Here is a 26,559-nt window from a genome sequence, read left to right as displayed (position 1 = left end):
AAATAAACAAAGAACCTAGATCTCTCCAAGTTCTTTTGCGTATAGTTCTATAACTTTCTGTACGATTACATCTGCTGTATTCTCTTTCGGTGGCATCAATAAATTCGTAACCGGTCCATACACTACAGGGCTTAATTCCACTTCATATCCACCATATGCGAATTCTTCTTTCGTTGGTAAGTAACCAATATATCCGTTCGTATATCCACCAAAGAAAGCTAGTTCATTTTGAAGACTCTCTTTCATTTCTAACGCAGTCTCTGAAAAAGGTTCCATCGGTATACCAGAGAATATACCATCATTAATTTGAAAAAGTTGCACTTCTAAATCAATACGTAACTGCCGAATACCTTGCTTATATTTCTCTAAAACTATAGTAAGCCATTCATCCGTATTCACGCCCCACTGCTTCTCAGCTAACCAAGCCATGCTTCGTATCTCATCAATTTCAGGGATATTCTTCAACTTCATTTGCACCATACTCGAAATCGTTCTTACATTTACAATTGGGCTATATGTAACTGTCGGTAACATCGTTAATACATGTCCACTAAGTGTGTAAGCCATTTGCCTTACTGCTTCCCTTGAACCTCGATACTTCGCATTCACATTACCAGCAGCACCTTGCACAATCATAACAGGACAATTTACGGTCTTCTCAAGAATCTCTCTTGTCATCCCCGGATAATCTGCTGATAATGCATCACTATCACCTTTTAAAACATTCGGATGCGCCGTACAAAATACTATAATACCAGATAGCTCCTTCGTTTCAGCATTTCTTATTCCCAACATGCCAATTCGTTTATCTACAACACCCTCAATATTTGTTCCCATCTTTGCTCTTCCATCAGATGTTCTCTCTCGTCGTTTTACACCGATATCACCTGTCGTAACACCCCATCCAACTTCGCATCGCTTTAAATTGTTATTTGCAGTAACAGCACCATGTACTACATTATTTACTAAAATCATTTTATACGACTGCACTAGCGGATCATCACCGACTGTCTCTGGACCGGAATGCGTATGAGTATAAACAACCGTTATTCGCTCAAATGGCACATGAAGCCTACTTGCTACTCGCTTACGAATCATATTCGTATCTTCTACTAACATCCCAATATTATCGATACTTATAAACACAGTTTTCATTTCATCTTTTTCAAATACAAAAACTGTCCCATAAATACGCTCTTCAATATTATTTATTCCTGTCTCTCTATGATATCCGACAAAATCAATACCTATAGGCGGCGTAATATCCACCTTGCATACCCCTACTTTGCTCATTTGAATCGCTCCATTTCTCTATATAACTCCCTTTTTTCAAGAATAGCATATTTGACTGTGTTCCAAATAAAAAAGAACGGACATAGCATTCTATGTCCGTTCTTTCAGAGTGTTGGGAAACCCTTTAGGGTTCCCAACACTCTGGAATCTTTTTTGATTTTAGCTAATAAAAACAACATAAAATAATAGAATTTAGAAAAATAGCCCTCCACCTGACCCTTTTTGGTCAGATGGAGGGCTATTTTTTTCATGTTTTGACAAGCTGCGGTGAGATAAGCTTGTATTTGGACAGACTTCAGCCCTCGAAACCGGGCATAGCGGTAGCCATGTAGTTCTTTGGCGTCCGCAAAGCTTCGCTCTATAGTTGAACAACGTACTTTATACAGTTTTTTCCCTGTAGATGTGAGCTTGTTTTTTCTAGCGATATCTTTATATTTCTCCCATATATGATGAGTGATAACTTTTTGTTTTTGTTTCTTCGAAAAGCAGACTTCACGTAGTGGACAAACAGCACAGTCTTCTGGATTTGATTTGTATTGACGATACCCTTCACGATCCGTTGTTACATATTCTAAAATACATCCCATTGGGCAAGCGAATACGTTCATTTCTTCTACATATTTAAATTGGTTTTTCGGTACTTCTTTATTTCGTTTTCCAAATCGGCGATACCCCATCACCATAAATATATTCCGTTCTGATAATTTCTTACAGATATAGCCTGTAAAATAGCCTGCATCAAGAGCGACGGCTTCTACTTTGAATCCGAACTTATCAATCTGAGCTTGGAGGCGTGCTAAATACGGCTCGGAATCTGCCATATTTCCAGCCGTTACATAGGTATCTGTAATAATGTTGTATTTCGCATCAGTCGTACGATGATCCAAGAAATGAAAACCATTTGGTTTTCCATCTCTCATTAAAAACCCACTATCTGGATCAGTTGTACTTATACGAGTTTTTTTGGTTGGGGTATCACTTTCCTTTCTAGGTTTTAATTCTTTTTTCCATGTACCTCGCGATCTTCGATTACCGCAGCTTCTAGTTCATCTATATAAAACTTTGCCTTTTCTTTTTTATATTTATGTACAAATTTATTTTTATTGGCATTGGCCTTAATATGGGTAGAATCTGTCATCAGTGCACGTCCTCCTACCATTCGGTGCTCCGTCGCTTGTCTCACAATCTCATCAAAAATTTCTTCGAAAATATTTGTATGAATAAAACGAGTACGACGATTCCAACTGATTGTAGAATGATCAGGAATAGTATCCGATAGAGAAAATCCTAAAAACCAACGGTAGGCAATATTCGTTTTAATCTCCTTTTCCAATTGACGCTCAGAACGAATACCGTAAAAATATCCAATAAACATCATCTTAAATAAAACAATAGGATGAATGGACGGGCGTCCATTGTTTTCACAGTAATAAGGGCGTAACTTCTCTTCAATAAAATCAAAACTAATTGTCGCTTCAATTGCACGAAGGAAATGATCTTGTGGAACCAACTCTTCTACAGAAACAGATACACGCTCGTCACGATGATTTTTTAAAGCACCCATCATAAGAAATCTCTCCTTTTCCTCTTTTTTATCAGTGTTGACACATAAAAAGAGGTTCAGACACAAAAACAGGCTGTGGAAAGGCCTTTCTCCACAGCCTGAAAGAACGGACATAGCATTCTATGTCCGTTCTTTCCCTCACACATACTTCCGATGCACCATCTTCCCATCATAAGAAAACACAACACCCTTACTCTCCACAATCGACTCCATATGCACCGTTCTTCCCCATAGCTGATGAAGATATGGTAATACCTTTTCTAAGTATTTTAAATCAAGCTCGATTCCTTCGTAACTATGTTTAATGTACAATTCTCCATTCTTTAAGTAGTCTCCATCTTCTACTACTAAGTACGGGAAGCCGCCATTTGTACGCATATTTACGAGCTGATCACGTACATGTTCCCACTCTTTATCTATTACTTTATATTCTTTTCCTTGGCGCTGGAATAAGTACATATCTTCTCTCATTACGAGATCTTTATTTAAGTAGTTTCTTAAGAACGATACGTCCCATTCGATTTCGCGCACTTCAAAGATTTTGTCACGACCAGATCCTGGTTTGACACCTCTTCGTTTCATTTCTTCTGTCGGGTTGTTGTAGCGTTCTTCAATATCTTCAAACATTTTAATACCGAGGTAGTATGGATTAATGCTCGTTTTTGACGGCTGAACGACACCTGCATTTAATTTCGCAAATTCGATTGCTTCATCAGATGTTAAGTCCATTTCACGAAGTATACGTTGATGCCAGTATGATGCCCAGCCTTCGTTCATAATCTTCGTTTCAAGCTGTGGCCAGAAATATAACATTTCCTCACGCATCATCGTTAATATATCTCGCTGCCAATCTTCTAGCTCGCGGCTATATTCTTCAATAAAGAGAAGTAAGTCTTTCTCTGGCTGCGGTGGGATTTTCTTCTTTTTACGTACATTAGAGCGTTCCTGCTTTTTATTTCGATTATCTAAATTCCATAGATCATCGTATTGCGATGCCTTTTTCTTCTCTACTTCTTCCTCTTCTAAATCATCAATACTCCACGCTAGTTTCGGACGCATAAGCGACGGGTCAATATGCTCTTGAATGGCAAGTACGGCATCTAAAAATGTTTCTACCTCTTCTTTTCCGTACTTATGCTCATATGCCTTCACCCGTTCAGCTGTTGCTGACATACTTTCTACCATATCTCGCTTCGTATTTGAAAAACGAATATTATTTTTAAAGAAATCACAGTGCGCTAACACGTGCGCTACAATTAATTTATTTTGAATTAACGAGTTCGTATCTAATAAAAAGGCATAACATGGATCAGAGTTAATAACGAGTTCGTATATTTTACTAAGACCTAAATCGTATTGTAATTTCATTCTGAAAAACTGTTTTCCAAAACTCCAATGTGAAAACCGCGTCGGCATCCCATATGCACCAAATGTATAAATAATTTCCGCTGGACATATTTCATAACGCATCGGATAAAAATCAAGCCCAAATCCAGTCGCAATTTCCGTAATTTCCGCAATCGCATATTGCAGTGCTTTATCGTCACTTGCTCTCATTATTTTCCCTCCTTACACTTTCCCTTAAGAAAGTGTATGATTGAGAACAAGCTTTCATGAGGATTGATTGCATAATAAAAAGACACCCTCATAAAAACGAGAATGTCTCATCTATTACCCCTCAATAATCTCCATCTTCTCCGTAATCGGTGTACGAGCTTTTCCTTCTGGCGCTTTATCGAAGTAGCCAAGGTGAAGAATTCCAACGATGCGTTGACCTCTAGTTAAACCGAGTCCTTCTATAAATAATGGATTGTAGTTCAATCCGCCTGATTTCCAAACACAACCTAATCCACGTTCCCAAGCAAGAAGTTGGAAGTTTTGCATAAATGCACATGTTGCAGCGTAATCTTCGTCACGTTGAATTTGACGTGGGTCTTCATTTATATATACAACGATTTGTGCTGGCGTGCTTAAGAAACGATCAGATAAAATTTTACCGCGTTTCGCTCTTTCTTCTTCTGTGAAAGAGTTTAATACTGCATCTACCAATTTCTTACGGCCTTCTCCAATGTATAATTTACAATTCCATGGTTCACGGTGTTTATGATTCGGTGCCCATGTTGCGTCGTTTAATAGTTCAATTAATAGCTCTTTGTCTACTGCTTTATCTGTAAATGTACGAACAGAACGTCTTTCTTTAATCACATTTGCGATGGAAGTATATGTAGTCATATTTTTCTCTCCCTTATTTTTATCTATATGTATACGTTTATTATTGATATTGATTTTCAATTTCGATTATAACCTAGTTTTTTACTATTAATCAATGTTTTATGTTGGAAAACTTGTAAAAACTTCTTTTTCTACTGTGAATAAAAAAACTTAGCTCGTTCACAAGTTTTTCACATTTTATGGAAATACTATGTGTAAAGTTTTCCACATTATCCATCTAGGAGGAGTTTACATGTACAAAAAAATCGTAGTAAGTATGACTATGGCAGCATTATTATGCGGGATAGCTACTTTCCCTGCTTCCGCTGCTACGCCAAAAGAAGTAACATTGCATCATCATAAGCCAATTTCAGAAGAAGAAATGCAATCGTTCGAAAAACTCGGCTATAACAAACATGAAATTTGGAAAGCTGCCCACATTGCAAGAATGAGTAAAAAAGAAATTAAGGACGTTTTAGCTTACTATAAGCAAAATAAATCTTGGGAGAAAACAGCTGAGCATTTCGGGGTAGATCCAAGTAAGTTGAAAAAGCATCATATGAATAAAGAAACGAAAAAGGCGCTGCTGCAAGAATTAGCAAATATGCAAAAATCTACACCAGACGGGCTAAAACAAAAAATGAAAGAATATAATATCGGATTACGTCAGCTCACGGTATTAACAATCATCTCTCAAAAAAGTAATACTCCCCTTGATGATGTGCTAAAAATGAAAAAAGACGGAATGGATATGAAACAAATTGCTGAAAAATTAAATGTAAAGAAAGAAGATATACGAGTAGAAATAATTAAATTAGTAAAGCCGATTAAAGAAAAGAAAACAAATTAATACAACAAAAGGAAGAGTTTTTTAATACTCTTCCTTTTGTTTATGAACTTTCAATTTTCAAGTATAAATTCCCGTCTTTCCCAAAAACTAACACAAGTAAATGATATATGTTAGGGGTGAGAAAATGTTCGGTTTATCATCTAAGAAATCCAAAAAGAATAGTACAAAAACAATTTGTTCTATTCCAGAATTTATAAAAAGCATGAAAGAATCTAGCGATTTTGTCTCCTATAACGTACTTGACGATGACACGTTATGCTTGTTTTATTATAAATCTGTCGTGGAAGCACTTATTATTAAACAATTTATTTTAACTCCTCTAAAAAAGGAATCTGAACAAATCCAAAACATCTCTGATTTATGCAATATTGTCTCTATTGAAGATATTATTACCTCCCCTTCTATTGATGATATTCGTGAGAAATTATTAGGTGGATATATTTTAATACGCTTAAAAAATAATTCGAATCCCGATCAATATGCTTTAATTCGCGCCGAAAGTACTGTTTTAGGAACACGATTATATAACGATACAGAAAATGAATATAGCGTAATTGGGCCTAAAATCGGTTTCGTTGAAAACCTTGATACAAATATACACTTATTACGCCGAAATATTGTAACAGAGCAACTCATTTTTAAAGAAGTTACCGTCGGATCTATGTCAAAAACGAAAGTAGCTGTTGCTTATATAGAAGGCGTTACAAATGAACAATTTATCAACACCGCAATACAACGGCTAGAAGACATTGACTTCGATGTCCCATTTGATGCAACTATGATTGAGCAATTTATTAGTGATAATAGCAATTCACCTTTTCCTGTTCTATTACCTACAGAACGATTAGATCGAGCTGTATTTGCTTTAATTAACGGGGAAGTTTTAATTTTAACAGATGGCTCTCCATATGCTTTATCAGGACCAACAACGTTACTAGATTTTTTCATTTCACCAGAAGATTATTATTTACCGTGGATGATTGGATCGTTCTTTCGTGTTATTCGTTTTTTCGGGGCTATATTTTCTCTTTTTTCCTCCGCTATTTATACAGCGGCTTTAACATATCATTATCAAATGATTCCTGCCGATTTACTAGGTCCTATTATTTTCTCGAGAGCTAACGTACCTTTCCCTCCTATTCTAGAAGCACTCTTTTTAGAAATTACAATTGAATTGCTTCGTGAAGCGGGAGCACGTTTACCGACGAAAGTAGGACAAACAATTGGTATTGTTGGCGGGATTGTAATTGGGCAAGCATCTGTTGAAGCCGCTTTAACAAGTACAATTTTATTAATTGCAGTTGCTTTATCCGCTCTTGCATCTTTCACAACACCGACTGTAAAAATGTCTTCTACTATCCGGTTGTTACGATTTCCGCTTATTCTTTTAGCCGGCGCATTCGGAGGATTAGGCCTTATTGTCGGATTTGTATTTATTTTAGCTCATTTAATTAAATTAAAATCACTTGGATCACCTTATTTATTACCTTTATATCCATTTCGTGGTTTAGGTACAGCAGAAGGTTTTCTTCGATTACCATTTAGTCAAACAGCACAAAGGCCTTCTTTCCTTAGACCAAAATCAAAATGGCGCTATAATCCGAACAAAGTGAAGCAAAAACGTGATGGTGATAATGAATGAAAAAACTTTTATTATTCCTTATTATAATCTTTTTTGTTCTACAAACTGGCTGTACACAAACGTATATAGTGGATACACAGCGCATTATTCATATTGCTGGATTTGATATTACAAAAAACAAACAATTCCAAGGGACGATCTTATTCCCAGAATACACGCATGGTGTAAAGTCTAAGCCTGAGACACAATCAACATCTGCTCGTTCACTTGAAACAATCGCTTCACGATTAAATGCGAAATCCCCTCACAATGTTGTTGTGGGTCAAATGCGTGTCGTTCTATTTGGAAAAGATTTAGGAGAACAAGGAATGGGAGAGATTATTACTAACTTACAACGTGATCCAAATATCGGGCGTGATATACAACTAGCAATTGTAGATGGATCAGCTGAAGAACTTTTAAATTATGGCAAACAAAATGGATCATTATATATTGCTGATTTACTCGAGCAAAATATAAGAAATGAGAACATTCCACAAACTGAATTAAATGTTTTTTTATATAATTACTACTCTTCTGTATGTGATGCCTACGTTCCTTATATAAAAATGGGCGATAATCATTCCGTCGCTGTCAAAGGACTTGCCTTTTTAAAAGGTGATAAAGTCATCATGTATACGGATAAAAGACATTCTGTTTTAGCAAAACTGCTAATTAATCCTACCAAAAATGGGCGTTACGAAGCGGCGATAACAAAGGATAAACATAAAGGGATGGTTGTCATACAAAACTTAGCTGGGGAAAGTAAGTATGATATTGATCAAACTGGTGACATACCAAAAGTAAAAATCCATTTAAAATTAAATGGATTGATTAAAAACTCTCCTAATTGGATTGATTTGAGAAAAGAAACAAATATCAACTATATAAAGAAACAAATTGAACGCAATGTTGAAAAAGACTGTGAAGATTTAATAAAACAATTTCAAAAAAAGGAAATTGATCCTTTAGGCATACGCGATGAAATTAGAAGTCATACGAGAAAATGGAATATAAAACAAATTCGAAATATGTATAAAAACGTAGCCGTAGATATAAATTTAGATCTTAATATTGTACAATCTGGAATCGGGGAATAGTGAGGTGAAATAAGCAATGAATACAATGAATAAATCAAAGACAGTCTCTCCATACTTTGCCTTTATATTATTACATTCGCTTCAAATTGGAATAGGAGTTCTTGGATATCAACGTGTAATTTTAAAAAATGCTGGTTATGACGCTTGGATTTCTCTAATCATAGCAGGCATGGCAACTCACATTGTACTGTTTTGCATGCTAAAAATGTTAGAAAAAGATGGAGATTTGATTAGCATTCATACGACGACCTTTGGAAAATGGATCGGTTCTATATTTTCCGTAATTTTTACTCTTTATTGCTTATTATTTTGCCTTACTGTTCTTCGCACATATATGGAAGTAATACAAGTTTGGATTTTCCCTACTATTAAATTATGGAAACTTACCCTTATGTTTTTATTAGTGACTTGCTATATTATAAAAGGCGGGTTCCGCTCTGTAACAGGGATATGCTTTTGGGGCATTGTGCTTCCTATTTTCGTTGTGTTCTTTTTAATTTATCCGCTGAAATATGCACATTTTCGTAATATTTTACCTGTTTTTACACATTCACCTTTTGACATGCTCATATCAGCAAAACACTCTGCTTTAGAATTTCTTGGTTTTGAAGCAATCCTAATCTTCTATCCATTTATTGAAAAAGGAAAATCCTTAAAAAGATGGGCTCATGCAGGTATTGTTTTTAGTACATTAATTTATGTAGTTTTAGCCATCGTATCTTTTATGTATTATAGCGAGGGGCAATTAAATCACACGATTTGGCCTACTTTAACAATGTTAAAAATCATTAAGGTTCCTTTTATTCAACGCTTTGAATACATTATTATTTTTGTTTGGTTTTTAATTATTTTGCCAAACCTTTGCTTAACCATTTGGTCATCATGTCAAACGATGAAGCGTTCATTCCATATTCCCTTTAAATTCACATTACCATTTTTTATTTTCATGGTCTTTACAGCTTCCTTATTTTTCACAAACCGTGAAAGTATCAACACATTAAATACAGTCCTATCTCAAGCTGGCTTATATATTGTATACGCTTATATCCCGATTTTATTTGTATTCCATTCACTACGATGGCATTTCAAAAATCGGTCAAAAAAATCTTCACCCGACACACCATAATCTCTGATACAATTTGATTAATACATTTGTAAAGGGGACAAGCGTATGAAAAAGTATGTATTTTCTTTACTTGCAGTACTGAGTTTAATTCTTGCTGGATGCGGAAGTACTAGTACAAATGACCAAAAATCTTCTGAATCAAAAAAAGAAGAACATGACCACGCATCGCATACTCAGCAAGCTGACATTCAAGAGAAAACAAAAGGAGTCAACACACTTCCTACCTTCCTAGACAAGCTTGATCCACAAATGAAAGACATTTACACTGTCGCTGGACAAAATGTAGAGCTATTAGATTGGATTCCATGTTACTGTGGTTGCGGTGAAAGTGTAGGACATAAAAATAATAAAAATTGCTTTATTCGTGAAATTAAAAAAAATGGTGAAGTTGTTTGGGATTCCCATGCAACGACTTGCGTCAATTGCCTAGAAATTGCAGTTGAATCTGCTTCGATGCAACAAAAAGGAAAATCAACGCTTGAAATTCGTAACTATATCGACAATAAATACAAAGAAGGCTATGGAAAACCAACACCTACGCCAATGCCAAAAGCTTAAAAAACGAGGAAACACCTCGTTTTTTTTCATTCACTTTTTTTCTTAACAAATTCTTTCAAGTGTATTTCTCCTTACTTATCACACACTATATATAACTCTCGGTAAGGAGGGTACACAGTGCAAACATATAACGACTATGATAAAGCTCTCTATTACACGTATTGCTGTAATTGGGATAAATTACTCGTTCTCATGGTTCAAACGAACGATCAATTATTTTCTAAGCGTATTGAGCATTTTTTACACGCTTATCAATACAGTAAAGAACTGCCAGAAGTTGATAAACAATTGCAGCTCCTATTTCAATATATTGACCACGCATCCCAAAAGTCACATATAGAAGAAGTAGAGCAAATTCAAATGTAAACTATAGCGCTATTCTCTTCTGGAGAATAGCGCTTTTTTAAAATGTTCATATCAATAAAAGTTTCCCCTTATAAAACTTTTATTGATAAACATATTTTTTCTTTCTTTTCTGTACCACTTCATACTATAATTTAGTATGTAACTATTATAAGAGAGGTATAAAATATGGGACGAGAAAAAAAGCAAGAATATGCTTTATTTACCGCGTGGGGAGCTTCTTTTATTGCTACACTAGGAAGTCTATACTTTTCCGAAATCATGAAATTTGAGCCTTGTGCCCTTTGTTGGTATCAACGTATTTTTATGTATCCATTCGTTTTATGGCTCGGTATCGCTGTAGTAAAAAAAGACTATCGCATCGCAAATTATTCTTTACCAATCGCAAGTATTGGTGCTTGTATTTCTTTATATCACTATGCAATTCAAAAGATCGCAGCATTTTCAGCTGCTGGGGCAGCTTGCGGCCGCGTACCATGTACGGGAGAATACATAAACTGGTTCGGCTTTGTGACAATCCCGTTTTTAGCACTTATCGGCTTTATTACAATCGCTGTTTGTAGCTTTATTGTCATTAAAAACAAATAAGGAGATGAAAGAATGAAAAAAATACTTATATTTGGCGGTATTATTATCGTTTTATTTGCGGCAATGTTTGCTGTAGCACAAATGGAAAAGAAAAACGCATCGACAAATGAAAAAGATTACTACTCAAATAAAATTTCTCTTGAGGATCTCAATAAAAATATAGAAGATAAAAAAGAACAAACGATTTACTTTTATCAAACCTCTTGTGTTCATTGTCAAAAGGTCTCTCCTACTGTTGTACCTTTAGCGAAAGATTTAAATGTTGATATGAAAGTAATTGATATTGAAAATTTAAACGAGCCTTGGGATAAGTATGATATTAAAGGCACACCTACAATTATTCATTTTAAAGATGGTAAAGAAGTAAGCCGTATTAGCGGCGAACAATCAAAAGAAAAGTTCAAAGAATGGTTTGAACAAACGAAAAAATAACGAGAAAAGGAAACTCCTTCTACACATGAAATGGACGTAAAATTCCAAACTAATGTATAAGGAGGGGGTTTTATGCCAGAAGTAAAATGTTCTGTTTCCAATTGCTCATTTTGGGGACAAGGTAACTTTTGTCAAGCAAGTGCAATCATTGTTCAACCAGATGCTGAAGAAACGGGTTCGAATACAAATGATTCGTATACAAGCGCAGTTTTAACAAACGAGACGCTAGAAAGTTCTGTAACAACAAGTGTAGAGACTTGTTGCCATACATTTAAGCCAAAATATTAAACATAAAAAGCATACGACTAATCGTATGCTTTTTTACATCCCCCTCCAAAAATCATGCATAATAAAAAAGTACAAAATAACGAGAACGGCCGTCCCGCATAACGTAATGCGCCGATATATACTCTTCTCCCCTTCTCTCGCCTTAACAAACGCCCAAATAAATCCGAAGAACAATATTAAATCAACATATGGAACATAAAACGAAAAGACGAGAAACGCATACAAATACACGATAAATAAACAGGTCGTTACTAAGAAAACTTTAAAGGCAAATTCACTTTTCATAATGTAACCGCCCCCTATCTGTACTGTATTATATTCAGCAAAATCCAATAGTTGCAGTTAAACTCGAAGTAGAAATAAGCTACCGTCTATAATACGGTAGCCTATTACGGAACATTATATTTTCGTTTATATATATTACTTAAAACCGAAGAAGGAATTTGCTCGTAACGAATTTTCTCTCCAGTTTCATCCACAATATACAAATTGTTTCCTATATAATATATTCCATCTTTTCGCTTTGAATACACTTTATATCTTTCATTCGGCAATACCGTTTTCACTTTCGTTAGCTGTCCATTCGGTTCTTGCCAATATATATCGGCACGGTCTACTAACGTAAGCACGCCAATTTGCTCTTCCTCTACTTTACGACCATTCCAGCTCACGACGCGGTAGCCAAGCTTATTCGCCTCATATTCAGGGCTCGTATGAAAACGGGAAATGATTACTTTTGTTTGTAATTGGACTCGGTCATATAGCCACTGTATATCTCTGTCATGCATACGAATGCAACCATTTGACTCCCTACTTCCAATTGTCCATTCCCGATTTGTCCCGTGAATCGCATATTCATTTTTATCTAGTCCAAGCCATCTCGTACCAAGAGGGTTATTCGGTGCACCACCAGCTATTTTTTTCCGATGGTATTCTTTATTTTTATATTTAGTTATAATACAAAAATTACCTTCAGGCGTAGGTGTACGATCTCTTCCAGTTGTTACGGGGAATGTTTTTGTATAATTTCCATTTTCAAAAAAAGATAATTGGTTTGTCGTAAGATTCACTAATATTAGATGATCTGTATTAGCAAAGGCACTAACCGGTAGGATGAAAAATAATAGTATGACGAAACATAATTTTTTCACCTATATCCCTCCCCTAGCGCCACTATAATAAGTGGAATTAACTTTACTTTACTCTTATAAATGAAAACTATCCATTTACAATAACGCCCCCATTTACGTGTATCATTTGCCCGGTAACATAGGATGAATCGCTAGACGCTAAATATACGTATGCTGGCGCTAATTCATACGGTTGACCAGGCCTTTGCATCGGAACATTGCTTCCAAACTGTGATACTTTTTTCTCATCAAAGCTCGATGGAATAAGTGGTGTCCAAATCGGTCCGGGCGCAACACCATTTACACGAATCCCTTTTTGCACTAATGACTGAGAAAGTGATCTTGTGAAAGCAACGATTGCCCCTTTCGTTGCGGAATAATCAATTAACGTTTCATTTCCTTCGTATGCAACGATAGACGCGGTATTTATAATGACATCCCCTTGCTTTAAATGAGAAAGTGCGGCTTTCGCAACGTGAAAATAAGAAAAAATATTAATACGAAAAGTCTTTTCTAGCTGTTCTGCTGTAATATACTCTAGTCCTTGCTGCGGATATTGCTGCGCGACATTATTTACTAAAACCTGTAAACTACCTAGCTGCTGGACGGTCTCTTGAACAACATCTTTACAATGCTGTTCATCACTTAAATCACCCGGCAACAATACACACTTTACACCTTCTTTCTCAACATACTGCTTCGTCTCATTAGCATCTTCTTCCTCATCTAAATAAGCAATCGCAATATTTGCTCCCTCTTTCGCAAAAGCGATGGAAACAGCTCGTCCAATCCCACTATCTCCCCCTGTAATTAATACATTCTTTCCTTTTAACTTTTCGCTACCTTTATAATTTGGATCTTCAAACTGCGGAAGTGGATTCATTAATGATTCAATACCAGGCTGTTTATTTTGATGTTGCGCTGGCATTGTTACAAAGTTTTTTTGCTGTGGCATAGCTTCTTTCAACTCCTTTTCCTTATAATGTACATAATAAAAACTGAAATTCACACATTGGTTTACGATTAATATTCGAATTTAAGACACAAAATATGAATTGTTGTAAACTTTTTATGCAAAACTATTGCAAAATAGATAAAAAACGAATATTATATATAACTGTTGTGAAAATTATTCGTAAACAGAAAGGATGTTTATATGTTTAACCTTTCAAAACATAAAACTTCTATTAAAACTGAAATTATGGCAGGTATTATTACCTTCTTAACAATGGCATATATCATTGTCGTAAACCCAGTTATCCTTGGGGATGCAGGTGTTCCATTTGAACAAGCATTTACAGCAACAATTATCGCTGCTGTTGTCGGAACATTATTTATGGCGATCTTTACAAACTTACCAATCGCAATTGCACCAGGTATGGGATTAAATGCTTACTTCTCTTACTCTGTTGTAAAAGCTCATGAAGGCATGACTTTCGCAATTGCATTCTCTGCTGTATTCGTAGCAGGTATGATTTTAATTTTGTTATCATTCACATCTTTCCGTACAAAATTAATGGAAGCAATTCCTGAAAACTTAAAACATGCAATTACTGCTGGTATCGGTCTTTTCATCGCCTTTATCGGTTTACGTTTAACAGGTATCGTTACAAAAAATGAAGCAAACTTAGTTGGACTTGGTGATCTTCACTCTGCTCCAGTACTACTAGCATTAGCTGGACTTGGAATTACGATTGTTCTTATGTCTTTAAATGTAAATGGCGCACTCTTTATCGGTATGCTATTAACTGGTATTATCGCTTTCTTCACAGGACAATTAACATTCTCAAACGGCGTTACATCAATGCCTGGATTACCAGAAGGAATTATCGTTTCCAATCCAATTACTGCTGTATCTGACGTAATTAACTATGGATTATACGGCGTTGTATTCTCATTTTTCCTTGTTACACTATTCGATACAACAGGTACATTACTTGGCGTTGCTCAACAAGGTGGATTTATGAAAGACGGAAAGCTTCCAAAAGCTGGACGAGCTCTTCTATCTGACTCATTCTCAGCAACAATCGGTTCTATGTTCGGAACAACACCATCAACAGCTTACATTGAATCTTCTGCTGGTGTTGCAGCTGGTGGTCGTACTGGTTTAACAACTGTTACAGTAGCTGTTCTATTCGCTCTAGCAGCATTCTTCGGACCATTAGTAAGTGCCGTTTCTGGTGTATCAGCTATTACTGCACCATCACTAATTATCGTTGGTAGTCTTATGATGGGTTCAGTTCGCCATATCGATTGGGACGCATTTGATGAAGCATTCCCAGCATTCTTAGTAATCTTAAGCATGCCACTTACATCAAGTATCGCAACAGGTATTGCACTTGGATTTATTTCATATCCACTTATGAAAGTGGCAAAAGGTAAATTCCGTGCTGTTCACCCACTTGTATATGTATTTGGAATTTTGTTTGCTTATCAATTGATATTCTTACCGCATTAAAATCCCTCATAAAGAGGGATTTTTTTATACATAAAAAATAGAGCATCGAAATTCGAAGCTCTATTTTCCTTTTTAAAAGCAATATAAAAAGGCTGTGGAGAAACTCTTCTCCACAGCCTAATACTTATTTTTGTAAAAACGACTGTAAATCTGCAAACTGTCTCTTTGCATCTTCATAGCCTTGCTCATATAGATTTTGTAGTTTTGCTGTATCTTTTTCCATACGATCTACTTGAAGCGGCACTTCTGGGCGAATAACAAATAAATTCCCAGCTTGTTCTTCTTTTTCAATGTAGTGCAGTGTTTCATTATACACTTCATAGCGATTTAGCATCGTGTTAACAAGATTCGGATATTTTTTATAAGCTTTCGCAGCAATCCACCCAAATCTTGATTTTTTCTTTGCGTAACCGTGATTTCTCGTCAAAATAACAACTGATTTTTTAAATCCATCTTCTTGTGCTTTACGAACTGGAATTGGATCAGAAATCCCGCCATCTAATAATTGTTTACCTCGGTAATTTACTACTGGTGCAATGAAAGGTAATGAACTAGACGCTTGTAATAAATTTAGCGCATCATCATTCGTTCCTTCTTTTTCGAAATAAACAGACTGTCCTGTTTCACAATCCGTCGTTCCTACAAGGAAACGCTCTGGGCTATTAAAGTATGTTTCAAAATCAAACGGCACATGCTTTTCTGGGATTTCATGAAAAATAAAATCCATATCAAATAGCTGACGTTTTCTCCATAAGTTTTTATACGATAAATATTTCGGATGTGATGCATAATCAATATTTACTGTTTTATTTCTATTTCTTTGTCTGGAAAGATACGACGCTGCATGACAAGCACCAGCTGATACACCGATTACATATGGAAAATATAAATCTTGTTCCATAAAGTATTCTAATATCCCGCCCGTATATACACCACGCATACCGCCGCCTTCTAATACTAACCCTGTATTTTCAAGCATGTTACTCTCTCCTCTATATATATTGACTCTTTAATTATTCACTATGTTAAGTATCTTTTTCTATTATATATGAGTTCTTTCAGAAATTATATTTAAAAGACTTGAGAAAATGGAATTTTTTCTTCCAATTATATTTCCAAATGATCGGAGACATCCTTTACGAACCTTTGAATAAAATCTTGTTCTTCTTTCGTGTATCTATCTAAAAGTAACAGCCACTTTTCTTCAGCTTGTTTATGCAATTTCTCATGAGCTTTATATATTTCATTTCCACTTTCCGTTAAGCGGAAGAAAATTTCTTTTTGATTATCTAACATTTGCATCTTCTCAACGAATTTCTTTTGGAACAACTTTGTACAAATTTTAGAGATTGCTCCCTTCGTCATACCCATTTCTGTGGTAATTGCCGTTACATTCATCAAACCATTTTTTCCGATACATTCGATTACATGTAACTCAGATAAAGACATACTACTTACACCCGTCTCACGAAGAAACTTCTCATTTTGTCCTTTCAAATGTTCTTCTCTTTTATGCAAAAGTGTACGAATGTTCGAAAGTATTTCCATTTGTTTCGTTGTATAATCCAATCTATTCGCCCCCTAAGTTTCCAAAGAAACAATTTAACTATATACCATTTTAAAATCATTTTTTCATATTTACAAGTTAGAAAAACATGTTAAAATAAATTTAGTTTCCAAGGAAACTAAAAAGAAGGAGGTTAACATAATGAAAAAATCCAAACTACATTTCATTTTATATGTTGTCTGTATTAGTGCCTTACTCGGTTCCTTCGCTCAAAATATTTACACACCTATCTTGCCCATGATTCAAGGTTCTTTTCATACTTCTCCTTATCTTGTAAATGTCACAGTTTCACTTTTCACATTCATTCTTGCAATTATGCAGATCGTATATGGACCTTTAATTGATACAAAAGGGAGAAAATCCGTCCTTATCCCTAGTTTAGTCATTAGTACAATTGGTTCAATCGGATGTGCTTTTTCGGCAAACATTTATTTATTTCTCTTTTTTAGAGTTATTCAAGCTATAGGAATAGCGGCTATACCTGTAGTTTCAGCAACGATTATTGGTGATTTGTTTGAAGGAAAAGAACGAGGAGAAGCAATGAGCCTTTATCAAATGTTACTTGCTCTTGCACCTACGATTGTCCCCCTCATTGGTGGTTATCTCGGCAGTATAAACGGCCATGTATCCGTATTTCTGTTTTTATCTATACTTGGCATTCTCTTATTAATGATAAACATTTCTCTACTTCCAGAAACAAAACCAACTGTAATGAAACAACCGCAAGCAAAAAAGAATTACTGGCTTATCTTAAAAAATAAAACTGGATTTTCTATTACTCTTATTGGCTTTATTCAATTTTTTATTTACTTTTGCTTCCTCGTTTTTTTACCGAGCATTTTAACAAATTTATTTCACTTAACTGCAAGTGAAATTGGTCTTATGTTTGTACCAATGTCTCTTTCTATTATGATAGGAAGTTATTACTACAAGTTTTTGCAAAAACGACTCACAACAAAACAAGCTTTATTCATTACGAGTTTCTTCAATATTATGTGTGTCACTTTATTCTCTTTCACATATAGCGTCAATATCCCATTCCTCATTATCGTTACATCTTTATACGGTTTTAGTATGGGACTTTCTATGCCAACTCACACTACTTTATTAACAGAAGAATTCGTACAAGAACGCGCAACAGCTATCGGTATGTACAACTTCATCCGCTATCTCGGTATGGGGACTGGACCTATTGTAGGTGGATTTCTTTTATTTAACCAAAACTACTTTTGGATTTTCTTCCTAGGTGCAATTATGTTTCTACTTATCATTTTATACGCAATGAAAATGCTACATTTTCATGCTTTACAAAAAGCAAAATAGAGCCCCCGAAAGGTCGGCTCTATTTTAAACTCTTTGATCCGCAACAATATGAATATCAATATGTTTCGTCTGTCTCATAATTTCATTTACAATAGAACCTTTTCGAATTTCTTCCCACCGCGTTCTCGCTGATTGCCCAAGTAAAATTTGCGTTACTTGTAATCTTTTTGCAACTTCAATAATAACATCCGCAGGCTTTCTCCCTTTTGCTTCTTCTAATACAAAACTTGCATCAAATTGATTCGTGAGCGACTTCCACTCTTCAATCGTTTGTTTTTTACTAGCTGAAAGAGAGTCTATATTTTCTCTTTCAACATTTAATACATACAATTCAGCGTTTAACCGATCAGCCATGCGCCAGCCCCGTCTTATTAATTTCTCTGCTGTTGAACTGTACTGTACACAAACGAGAATTTTTTCTTTCACTCCGATTGGTTCTATCACTGTTTGACTAATCTTTTCGTCCATATCGTCAGCGACTTCCCGAAGTGATAATTCTCTTAGTGCTCCTAAATTATTAAGCGTAAAGAAATTTTGTAAGCTTTGCTGAATTTTTTCTTCTTTATATATCTTTCCATCTATTAACCTCTTCCGAAGTACTTCCGGCGTTGCATCAACGAGCTGAATTTCATTTGCTTTTTGTAAAATAAAATCTGGAATTCGTTCTCTTACTTTTACATTCGTAATTTGAGCTACAATATCATGAACACTTTCTAAATGCTGAATATTAAACGCTGACAATACGGATATACCAGCCTCTAACAATTCTTGTACATCCATATAACGCTTCTTGTTTTTAGAGCTGGGAATATTACTATGTGCAAGTTCATCCACAACAACGACTTGCGGTGCACGCTTTATAATTCCTTCCACATCAAGTTCATAAAACACTTTCCCTTTATACTCTATTTCTTTTAAAGGAACCTTTTCTAAATCAGCAATTGCGTCTTCCGTCTCTTTTCTCCCATGCGTTTCAATTAAACCAATTACAATATCCGTACCATCCTTTTTTATCTCTCTAGCATCAAAGAGCATTTTATAACTTTTTCCTACTCCTGGAGCAGCCCCTACATATAGCTTTAACTTCCCACGATTTTGCTGACGAATATATTCTAAATACTCTTCTGGCGTTCGCCTTTGAAACGTCGGTTTATAGTCATCCGCATACAAAACACACACAACCTTTCTTTCGAAACAACACTACCTCAATCCATTAGATTGAGGTAGCACCGTTACTATTTCATTATTTTCTGTAACTCTAAATTTAACTTTAAGACATTCACACGATCTTCTCCAAATAAACCAAGTGCCGCACCTTCTGTTTGATCTTTAATCAATTGCTCTAGTGTTTCTTTCGGAATTTTCGTTAATTTCGAGATACGCTCTACCTGTACGGAGGCTGCCTTCGGACTAATGTCAGGATCAAGCCCTGAACCTGAATTTGTCACTAAATCGATTGGTACTTCTGTAACTGGAACGCTCGGATTTTGTTTCTTCCACTCTTCAATACTTTTCTCTACTCGCTTCTCTAAATCTGGATTAGACGGTGCGTAGTTATTTGAACCGGACGCTTCTGCTTTATATTCAATACTAGAAACGCGCCCATGAAAATAACGTGGATCCGTGAAATTTTGACCGATTAATTTAGAACCAATCACTTCATTTTTATCATTATATATTAGACTTCCATCCGCATTATCCTTCATGACTGCTTGTGCAATACCAGTAACAATAAGTGGATATACAAGTCCGCACAACACTAAAAATGTAAAAGTAATACGAATGATTGGTGATAGTATACTTTGTTTCTTCGCCATCTCTTTCCCCTCTTCCTTATATAAACAAGCCGACAATTATATCAATTACTTTAATTCCAATGAACGGTACAATCACTCCGCCCAGCCCATAAATAAGTAGGTTTCGGCCAAGTAGTGCATTCGAACTCATCGGTTTATATGCGATACCTTTCATCGCCAATGGAATGAGTAATGGAATAATAACTGCATTAAATAGTAATGCTGATAAAATCGCTGACAGTGGTGATGTTAGTTTCATAATGTTCAATGCTTCCATTTGCGGAATCGCAAGTGTAAACATTGCTGGAATGATTGCAAAATATTTCGCTATATCATTTGCAATACTAAACGTCGTTAACGCACCACGTGTCATTAACAATTGCTTACCGATTCCTACAACCTCAATAATTTTTGTCGGGTTCGAATCTAAATCAATCATATTGGCTGCTTCTTTCGCAGCTGTTGTACCACTATTCATCGCTAATCCAACATCAGCCTGTGCTAATGCCGGCGCATCATTTGTACCATCACCTGTCATCGCTACGAGTTTTCCTTTATCTTGCTCTGCTTTAATAACTGCAATTTTATCTTCTGGTTTGCACTCAGCAACAAACTCATCTACTCCTGCTTCTTTTGCAATGGTTGCTGCTGTTAATGGGTTATCCCCTGTACACATAACCGTTTTAATCCCCATTTGACGCAACTGTTCAAAACGTTCACGCATACCAGGTTTTACTGTATCTTTTAAATAGATTAAACCGTAAATACGATTATTCACTGCAACTACAAGTGGTGTTCCGCCCTCTTTTGAAATGAAATCTGCTTTTTGATTTACATCTTTCGGAATTGTTCCACCTTGTGACTGAACCCATTCAATCACACTACCGACAGCACCTTTTCTCACTTTCGTTCCGTCCTGTAAATCAACACCACTCATTCTCGTTTCTGCTTTAAATGGAACAAACTCACCTTGTTCTGCAAGTTCTCTATTATATGATATAGATTTCGCTTGCACATACTCGATAACAGATCGACCTTCTGGTGTTTCATCTAAAACTGAGCTAATAGCAGCCCACTTTCCAACTTGCTCAATCGTTTCATTTCCTACAGGTAATAATGTATGAGCCATTCTGTTCCCGAAAGTAATCGTACCCGTTTTATCTAAAATAATTGTATTAATATCACCTGCAGCTTCTACTGCTTTACCCGACATCGCTAACACATTAAACTTTGTCACGCGGTCCATCCCGGCAATACCAATGGCCGATAATAATCCACCAATTGTCGTTGGAATTAAACAAACTAACAACGCTACAAGTACAGCTGTATCAATTTGAAATCCTAAATAATTTGTGAAAATCGGCAGCGTCACAACAACGATTAAGAAAATAAGCGTTAAACTCGTTAATACTGTATTTAAAGCAATTTCATTCGGCGTTTTTTGACGAGCAGCTCCTTCTACTAACGAAATCATTTTATCAATAAATGATTCACCAGGATTACTCGTAATGACAATCGTAATCTCATCACTTACAACCATTGTACCGCCTGTCACGGAACAAAAATCACCGCCTGCTTCTTTTATTACAGGAGCTGATTCCCCTGTAATCGCAGATTCATCAACAGATGCTAACCCTTTTATGACTTCCCCATCACTTGGAATCATTTCTCCTTGTTTTACAATAACAACATCACCTTTTCTCAGATCCGTTGCTGAAACTTGAACGATTTCTCCATTTTCTTTTACAACATTTGCAAACACATCCTTCTTCGACTGCTTTAAAGAATCAGCTTGCGCTTTACCACGACCTTCCGCTAACGCTTCTGCAAAGTTCGCAAATAAAACTGTAAATAATAGAATGAGAGAAACTGTTATATTAAACCATCCTGGTACACTACTAGAACGACTTGGAAGAAACGATAAAATGAACGTAATGATAAATCCAATCTCCACAACGAACATAATCGGATTTTTTATCATAACTTTCGGATTCAATTTCGCAAAGGATTGTTTCATCGCATGTTTCACGATATCACGATCCATCGTTTTCGCTTGTCTAACCTCATCTTCTACTGCATGTATGTGTGACTCATTTACTCTTTTTTCTTTTACTACTACCGGTCTCATCATTTACCCTCCATTACTTCAATGTAAGAAATTCTGCAATTGGGCCGAGTACTAACATCGGGAAGAATGTTAATGCACCGACAATTACAATTGTTCCGATGAAAATGCCGCCAAATAAACTATTATCCGTACGGAACGTTCCGACTGTTTCTGGCACAACCGTCTTCTCTTTCAATGAAGCTGCAACAGCTAGCATCGTAATTAAACTGAAATAGCGTCCTAAAAACATAACTAAACCAGTTGTAATATTCCAAAACGGTGTATTATCCGCTAATCCTTCAAATCCAGATCCGTTATTCGCAGCTGACGATGTATATTCATATACCACTTGCGTCAAACCGTGGAAACCGGAATGAGAAATAGCATCCGTTCCTAAACTTGTTGAAAGAGCTAATGCTGAAAATCCTAAAATAAGCAGTGGATGAAATAGTATTGTTACCGCAATTAATTTCATTTCCTTCCCTTCAATTTTCTTACCTAAAAACTCTGGTGTCCGTCCAACCATCAATCCAGATATAAAGACTGCGATAATCGCATACATAATAATGTTCACAAAACCTGCTCCAACGCCGCCGTATACTGTGTTTAACATCATATTCACGAGTGGTACTAACCCGCCAATTGGTGTTAACGTATCATGCATCGTATTCACCGCTCCGGTTTCAGCAGCTGTCGTTACTGTTGCGTATAGGGAAGAAAATACTGTTCCGAACCTTACTTCTTTTCCTTCTGTACTTCCTTGTACATGTTCAATACCCATTTCATTTAGTGCTGGATTCCCGTTTAGTTCAGATGTCGTAATTGTTATAAACCCTAGTAAAAACACCATGAATAGTGAAACGAAAAGGATGCGACCTTGTTTTTTATTTCCTACCATTCGTCCGTACGTAAATGGAAGTGCTGTTGGCAATAACATCATAAGCATCATTTGCAAAATATTACTCATTTGCCCTGGATTTTCAAAAGGATGTGTAGAGTTGGCTCCGAAAAATCCACCGCCGTTATTTCCAAGTTCCTTAATGGAAACGAATGATGCAACTGGCCCGCGTAATATACTTTGCTTCGCGCCATCAATCGTTTGTGCTGTAATGGCACCGTCTAACGTTTGTGGTACTCCAAGTGCAACAAAGACTAGTGCCGCCATAAATGCGATAGGAAGAAATACTCTCGTTAGTGCTCTCGTAAAATCAACGAAAAAGTTACCGAGTTCTTTTCCAGCAAGCCCTCTTATAAATGCCATAACGAGCGCTAAAGTCGTTGCCGGTGCTGCAAACATTAAAAATGTAATTCCGATTAATTGTGATAAATAAGATAAACCATTTTCACCGCTATAATGCTGTAAGTTCGTATCAGCCATAAAACTAATTGCTGTATTAAAAGCGAGCGTAGGCTCCATTCCTTCAATGTGTGCTGGATTTAATGGCAATACTCCTTGTAGTCTGAAAATGAAATATACGACAACAATCATAAATCCATTTAATAAAACTAATGATAATGCGTACTGTTTCCACGTTTGATTGTATTCTTTTACACCCGTAATTTTAAAAATAAGTTTTTCAAAAGGCCCGAATACTTTATCTAGCTTTTTACTACCTTGAAAGGCTTTCTCTAAATAAATTCCAGTTGGCTTTGCCACAAGAATAAACAATAGCATTGTAATAACGACTGCAACCCAGATCATAATGAATGACTCCCCCTAATTAAAACTTTTCCGGATTTAATAATGCATAGACTAAGTACACCGTAATTGCTGCAACAATAACTGATAAAACAATCATCATGATTGCTTCCCTTCTTTCACAACTTTATCTGACCAACTTGCAAGACTTGCCATCGATGCGACTAACACAACAAAAATTCCGATCATTACAACATCTAACATAGCTACCCTCTCACCTTTCTGTTAAAATTTACCATTAAAATATTAAAAAAGAACACTGAGCTCTACTCAGTGTTCAAAAAATGAACAACAAAAAGTAAACCTCCTCTCTAAACGCTTACGAGGTTAGCTGTCGGATTCGGGCCTAAAGAGTAGCCCTACTTTCAAAACTGAAAGATTCACCCCAAGTGACGATGCACAAAATTGGTTCCCCCGCTCCATTTCTGGAACTCAGCGATTTTAGGTTTTTTTGGAAATTTTATGAATGATTTATGAGAGTAAATATACTCCTCTATATTTCACTTGTAAAGAGCTAAATTACTCAAAATAAGAAAATATCCATCTATTTAAACGCTTACATCAGGTATTATTAATATTCTTTCATCTCTTTTCTCGTCTTTTCTTTCTTTTTCACAGAAATGAACTTTTAAATACGAAATAAAAAGAGCGAATGATATGAAGTGCATAGCTTGTTGCACTTCGCATTCGCTCTTTTTCACTCCCTATTTATTCCCCTCGTAAAAAAGCACGTAAATTTCTCCCACGAATATAAACTTGTGACAATTCTGCATGTAGTTGCTCATATTCGATCACATCTGTTTTTAAATATAAAGCGTCTTTCGATGGCAATATGATATAAGGCCTTGGAAAAATAGGATCGAGCACCACCAATTCTTGAACTCGCTCTATCGATACCGCCCAACGATTCGCTATATCTCCTAGTAACAACACTTTCATCTTCTTCTCCCCCGCCCTATTCAAAAAATAAAAAAGTAATATTATCACAATTCGTAAACACGACAAATGTAGCTCCAATTGTTTCATAGAGCCTCGCTGGATATCGTTTATTCCTTGTAACAACAGTAATAGGTGCCTGAAAAGAAAAGCGAATGTGTTCTGTGAAAAAACTAACGATTGGAAGCTCATCCCCTAGTAAAATTACCTTCTTAATACACTCACAAATACTAGTAAAATCCTGCTCCTTACTACAACTATACGTCCAATCAAATCCACAATTCCTCACTTCAGCTGCTATCTCTTCATTTGCTGTAAAAATAATTAACTCATGTTGAAATGCTACTAAATTTCTTAAACTATTTACCTTGCTTTCTTCTCCAACACAAATAAGTGTTAGTTCCATGTACCTCATCCTCCTTAGCATAAAAGAACTCAAACATAGATTGATATTCCCCTATACTAATCAGATCGATGAAGTGATGTATCCATCATGGCACCGTCCTCTCTCAAGACGCTTACGAAGTTAGCTGTCGGATTCGGACTTTGAGAGTAGCCCTACTTTCAAAATTGAAAGATTCACCCCTAGTGACACTGCACAAATTGGTTCCTCCGCTCCATATAATTGGACTCAGCGTATTACAAAAAATATATTCTGGCTGATATATTACTCTTGTATCTAGAAAAAGTAAACAGAAAAAAAGCCAGTTATACAACTGACTTTTGTCTACTTATGCATGTGCTTTATTCAATTTATATGCAAAATGATTCGTCGGTCCATGACCACTTCCAATATGTAGCGGCTCTTCAATTGCTATACTAATAAATTGTTTTGCTTCTTGAACTGCCTCTTCAATTGAGTATCCTTTCGCAAGTCCAGCTGTAACCGCTGAAGCAAATGTACACCCGCTTCCATGCGTTTGCTTTGAAGGAATTCGTTCACTTCTAAATTCAATAAACTTTTCTCCATCAAAAAGTAAATCAATTACTTCATTACCTTGATATTCTGCATGTCCGCCCTTCATAAGTACATATTTCGCCCCTAATTCATGCAATACTTTTGCAGCTTCTTTACTATCTTCAACGTTATGAATTTCTAGCCCCGTTAACACTTCTGCCTCAGGAACATTCGGCGTTACAACTGTTGCTACTGGCAATAAATATTCTTTTAACGCTTGTACTGCTTCTTGTTGTAATAATGATGCACCGCCCTTAGCAATCATAACAGGATCTAGTACAATATTATTCCAGCCAAATTTATTAATATGTTCTGCTACAATTTGAATAATTTCGTTGCTAAATAACATTCCTAATTTCACAGCATCTGGTGTTAAATCCGTACCAATTGAATTCAACTGTTCCGTAATACCTTCTAACGAAACTGGATATACCCCTTGAACGCCAATCGTGTTTTGAGCAGTAATTGCCGTAATAGCCGTCATCCCATACACGCCAAGCTCTTGAAATGTTTTTAAATCTGCTTGAATGCCAGCACCGCCTCCGCTATCAGAACCTGCAATTGTTAAAGCTTTATTTACTTTCATCCCAC

28 protein-coding genes, 1 pseudogene and 2 riboswitches are annotated in these 26,559 nt (G+C 36.0%); of the genes and pseudogenes, 11 read left to right on the top strand and 18 right to left on the bottom strand.

Annotated elements, in window-relative coordinates:
- Positions 1–15 precede the first annotated feature (15 nt).
- From BGI23_RS04045 to BGI23_RS04025, 4 genes and pseudogenes are all read right to left on the bottom strand, one after another.
- Positions 16–1,293 (bottom strand): neutral/alkaline non-lysosomal ceramidase N-terminal domain-containing protein, encoded by a 1,278-nt coding sequence (locus BGI23_RS04045; protein WP_070805276.1) that lies wholly within the window; start codon positions 1,291–1,293, stop codon positions 16–18.
- Between the two features lie 197 nt (positions 1,294–1,490).
- Positions 1,491–2,860 (bottom strand): annotated as a pseudogene (locus BGI23_RS26955) (IS1182-like element ISBth7 family transposase); the annotation flags it as partial.
- A gap of 135 nt (positions 2,861–2,995) precedes the next feature.
- Positions 2,996–4,414, bottom strand: coding sequence for a stage V sporulation protein SpoVR (gene spoVR, locus BGI23_RS04030; RefSeq protein ID WP_070805274.1), 1,419 nt, complete (start codon positions 4,412–4,414; stop codon positions 2,996–2,998).
- A gap of 114 nt (positions 4,415–4,528) precedes the next feature.
- Positions 4,529–5,089 carry a nitroreductase family protein gene (locus BGI23_RS04025; protein ID WP_000214808.1) on the bottom strand — a complete coding sequence of 187 codons (561 nt, stop codon included), beginning with the start codon at positions 5,087–5,089 and terminating at the stop codon, positions 4,529–4,531.
- Between the two features lie 232 nt (positions 5,090–5,321).
- Here BGI23_RS04025 and BGI23_RS04020 point away from each other — a divergent pair, with 232 nt between their 5' ends.
- The 9 genes from BGI23_RS04020 (at position 5,322) to BGI23_RS03980 (ending at position 11,994) form a co-directional block, all read left to right on the top strand.
- The gene (locus BGI23_RS04020; protein WP_070805273.1) at positions 5,322–5,918 is read left to right on the top strand and encodes a hypothetical protein; all 597 of its coding nucleotides are present in this window, start codon (positions 5,322–5,324) and stop codon (positions 5,916–5,918) included.
- Between the two features lie 124 nt (positions 5,919–6,042).
- The gene (locus BGI23_RS04015) at positions 6,043–7,560 is read left to right on the top strand and encodes a spore germination protein (protein ID WP_000467475.1); all 1,518 of its coding nucleotides are present in this window, start codon (positions 6,043–6,045) and stop codon (positions 7,558–7,560) included.
- Positions 7,557–8,639 (top strand): Ger(x)C family spore germination protein, encoded by a 1,083-nt coding sequence (locus tag BGI23_RS04010; RefSeq protein ID WP_070805272.1) that lies wholly within the window; start codon positions 7,557–7,559, stop codon positions 8,637–8,639. Before BGI23_RS04015 ends, BGI23_RS04010 begins: the two co-directional genes overlap by 4 nt.
- Before the next feature lie 16 nt (positions 8,640–8,655).
- Positions 8,656–9,765, top strand: a complete 1,110-nt coding sequence (locus BGI23_RS04005) for a GerAB/ArcD/ProY family transporter (RefSeq protein ID WP_070805271.1) — start codon at positions 8,656–8,658, stop codon at positions 9,763–9,765.
- 45 nt (positions 9,766–9,810) lie between these two features.
- Positions 9,811–10,323 carry a PCYCGC domain-containing protein gene (locus BGI23_RS04000; protein ID WP_070805270.1) on the top strand — a complete coding sequence of 171 codons (513 nt, stop codon included), beginning with the start codon at positions 9,811–9,813 and terminating at the stop codon, positions 10,321–10,323.
- Positions 10,324–10,440: 117 nt separating this feature from the next.
- Positions 10,441–10,689: a YhdB family protein gene (locus BGI23_RS03995; protein ID WP_001195458.1), complete on the top strand. Its 249-nt coding sequence runs from the start codon at positions 10,441–10,443 to the stop codon at positions 10,687–10,689.
- Positions 10,690–10,854: 165 nt separating this feature from the next.
- Positions 10,855–11,274 carry a disulfide formation protein C gene (locus tag BGI23_RS03990; protein WP_070805269.1) on the top strand — a complete coding sequence of 140 codons (420 nt, stop codon included), beginning with the start codon at positions 10,855–10,857 and terminating at the stop codon, positions 11,272–11,274.
- Positions 11,275–11,286: 12 nt separating this feature from the next.
- Entirely contained in the window at positions 11,287–11,706 is a 420-nt protein-coding gene (locus BGI23_RS03985; protein WP_070805268.1) for a thioredoxin family protein, read from the top strand.
- 72 nt (positions 11,707–11,778) lie between these two features.
- Positions 11,779–11,994 (top strand): DUF1540 domain-containing protein, encoded by a 216-nt coding sequence (locus BGI23_RS03980; protein ID WP_001115394.1) that lies wholly within the window; start codon positions 11,779–11,781, stop codon positions 11,992–11,994.
- 33 nt (positions 11,995–12,027) lie between these two features.
- Here BGI23_RS03980 and BGI23_RS03975 read toward each other — a convergent pair whose 3' ends face one another.
- The 3 genes from BGI23_RS03975 to BGI23_RS03965 all read right to left on the bottom strand — a co-directional run bounded on the left by BGI23_RS03975 (position 12,028) and on the right by BGI23_RS03965 (position 14,079).
- Positions 12,028–12,279, bottom strand: coding sequence for a hypothetical protein (locus BGI23_RS03975; protein WP_000834195.1), 252 nt, complete (start codon positions 12,277–12,279; stop codon positions 12,028–12,030).
- Positions 12,280–12,383: 104 nt separating this feature from the next.
- Positions 12,384–13,145, bottom strand: coding sequence for a L,D-transpeptidase (locus BGI23_RS03970; RefSeq protein WP_070805267.1), 762 nt, complete (start codon positions 13,143–13,145; stop codon positions 12,384–12,386).
- A 67-nt stretch (positions 13,146–13,212) separates the two neighbouring features.
- Positions 13,213–14,079, bottom strand: coding sequence for an SDR family oxidoreductase (locus BGI23_RS03965; RefSeq protein ID WP_070805266.1), 867 nt, complete (start codon positions 14,077–14,079; stop codon positions 13,213–13,215).
- A gap of 201 nt (positions 14,080–14,280) precedes the next feature.
- On the opposite strand from BGI23_RS03965, the gene BGI23_RS03960 reads away from it, so the two are divergent.
- Positions 14,281–15,582: an NCS2 family permease gene (locus tag BGI23_RS03960; RefSeq protein ID WP_000482728.1), complete on the top strand. Its 1,302-nt coding sequence runs from the start codon at positions 14,281–14,283 to the stop codon at positions 15,580–15,582.
- A 124-nt stretch (positions 15,583–15,706) separates the two neighbouring features.
- Here the strand turns inward: BGI23_RS03960 and BGI23_RS03955 are convergent, their stop codons facing one another.
- Together BGI23_RS03955 and BGI23_RS03950 are read right to left on the bottom strand one after the other, a co-directional pair.
- On the bottom strand, positions 15,707–16,561 hold the full coding sequence (locus tag BGI23_RS03955) for a patatin-like phospholipase family protein (protein WP_070805265.1): 855 nt from the start codon (positions 16,559–16,561) through the stop codon (positions 15,707–15,709).
- Positions 16,562–16,689: 128 nt separating this feature from the next.
- Entirely contained in the window at positions 16,690–17,151 is a 462-nt protein-coding gene (locus tag BGI23_RS03950; protein WP_070805264.1) for a MarR family transcriptional regulator, read from the bottom strand.
- Positions 17,152–17,290: 139 nt separating this feature from the next.
- Here BGI23_RS03950 and BGI23_RS03945 point away from each other — a divergent pair, with 139 nt between their 5' ends.
- On the top strand, positions 17,291–18,472 hold the full coding sequence (locus BGI23_RS03945; protein ID WP_070805263.1) for an MFS transporter: 1,182 nt from the start codon (positions 17,291–17,293) through the stop codon (positions 18,470–18,472).
- Between the two features lie 24 nt (positions 18,473–18,496).
- On the opposite strand, the gene kdpDN is transcribed toward BGI23_RS03945, so the two are convergent.
- The 9 genes from kdpDN to thiD all read right to left on the bottom strand — a co-directional run bounded on the left by kdpDN (position 18,497) and on the right by thiD (position 26,554).
- Positions 18,497–19,651, bottom strand: a complete 1,155-nt coding sequence (gene kdpDN / locus BGI23_RS03940; RefSeq protein WP_083322650.1) for a KdpD-like non-kinase potassium sensor — start codon at positions 19,649–19,651, stop codon at positions 18,497–18,499.
- Positions 19,652–19,707: 56 nt separating this feature from the next.
- Entirely contained in the window at positions 19,708–20,289 is a 582-nt protein-coding gene (gene kdpC / locus BGI23_RS03935; RefSeq protein WP_070805261.1) for a K(+)-transporting ATPase subunit C, read from the bottom strand.
- 16 nt (positions 20,290–20,305) lie between these two features.
- A complete protein-coding gene (kdpB, locus tag BGI23_RS03930) occupies positions 20,306–22,396 on the bottom strand; it encodes a potassium-transporting ATPase subunit KdpB (RefSeq protein WP_070805260.1) in 2,091 nt (696 codons plus the stop codon).
- A 13-nt stretch (positions 22,397–22,409) separates the two neighbouring features.
- On the bottom strand, positions 22,410–24,077 hold the full coding sequence (kdpA, locus tag BGI23_RS03925; protein ID WP_070805259.1) for a potassium-transporting ATPase subunit KdpA: 1,668 nt from the start codon (positions 24,075–24,077) through the stop codon (positions 22,410–22,412).
- 19 nt (positions 24,078–24,096) lie between these two features.
- Positions 24,097–24,174, bottom strand: coding sequence for a K(+)-transporting ATPase subunit F (gene kdpF, locus BGI23_RS03920; protein ID WP_223153441.1), 78 nt, complete (start codon positions 24,172–24,174; stop codon positions 24,097–24,099).
- Positions 24,174–24,278, bottom strand: a complete 105-nt coding sequence (locus BGI23_RS03915) for a SipW-dependent-type signal peptide-containing protein (protein WP_000887889.1) — start codon at positions 24,276–24,278, stop codon at positions 24,174–24,176. The genes kdpF and BGI23_RS03915 overlap by 1 nt, the downstream gene beginning before the upstream one ends.
- Before the next feature lie 98 nt (positions 24,279–24,376).
- A riboswitch (cyclic di-AMP (ydaO/yuaA leader) is annotated at positions 24,377–24,522 on the bottom strand.
- Positions 24,523–24,782: 260 nt separating this feature from the next.
- Positions 24,783–25,013 carry a hypothetical protein gene (locus tag BGI23_RS03910; protein WP_061131342.1) on the bottom strand — a complete coding sequence of 77 codons (231 nt, stop codon included), beginning with the start codon at positions 25,011–25,013 and terminating at the stop codon, positions 24,783–24,785.
- Positions 25,014–25,029: 16 nt separating this feature from the next.
- Entirely contained in the window at positions 25,030–25,416 is a 387-nt protein-coding gene (locus BGI23_RS03905) for a hypothetical protein (RefSeq protein ID WP_000424093.1), read from the bottom strand.
- A gap of 93 nt (positions 25,417–25,509) precedes the next feature.
- Positions 25,510–25,657, bottom strand: a riboswitch (cyclic di-AMP (ydaO/yuaA leader).
- A gap of 84 nt (positions 25,658–25,741) precedes the next feature.
- The gene (gene thiD / locus BGI23_RS03900; protein WP_070805258.1) at positions 25,742–26,554 is read right to left on the bottom strand and encodes a bifunctional hydroxymethylpyrimidine kinase/phosphomethylpyrimidine kinase; all 813 of its coding nucleotides are present in this window, start codon (positions 26,552–26,554) and stop codon (positions 25,742–25,744) included.
- Positions 26,555–26,559 lie beyond the last annotated feature (5 nt).

Origin of the sequence: Bacillus sp. ABP14 (assembly GCF_001831375.1) — a bacterium.
GTDB classification, from domain to species: domain Bacteria; phylum Bacillota; class Bacilli; order Bacillales; family Bacillaceae_G; genus Bacillus_A; species Bacillus_A paranthracis.
This window is presented reverse-complemented; position numbering and strand designations above follow the sequence as displayed.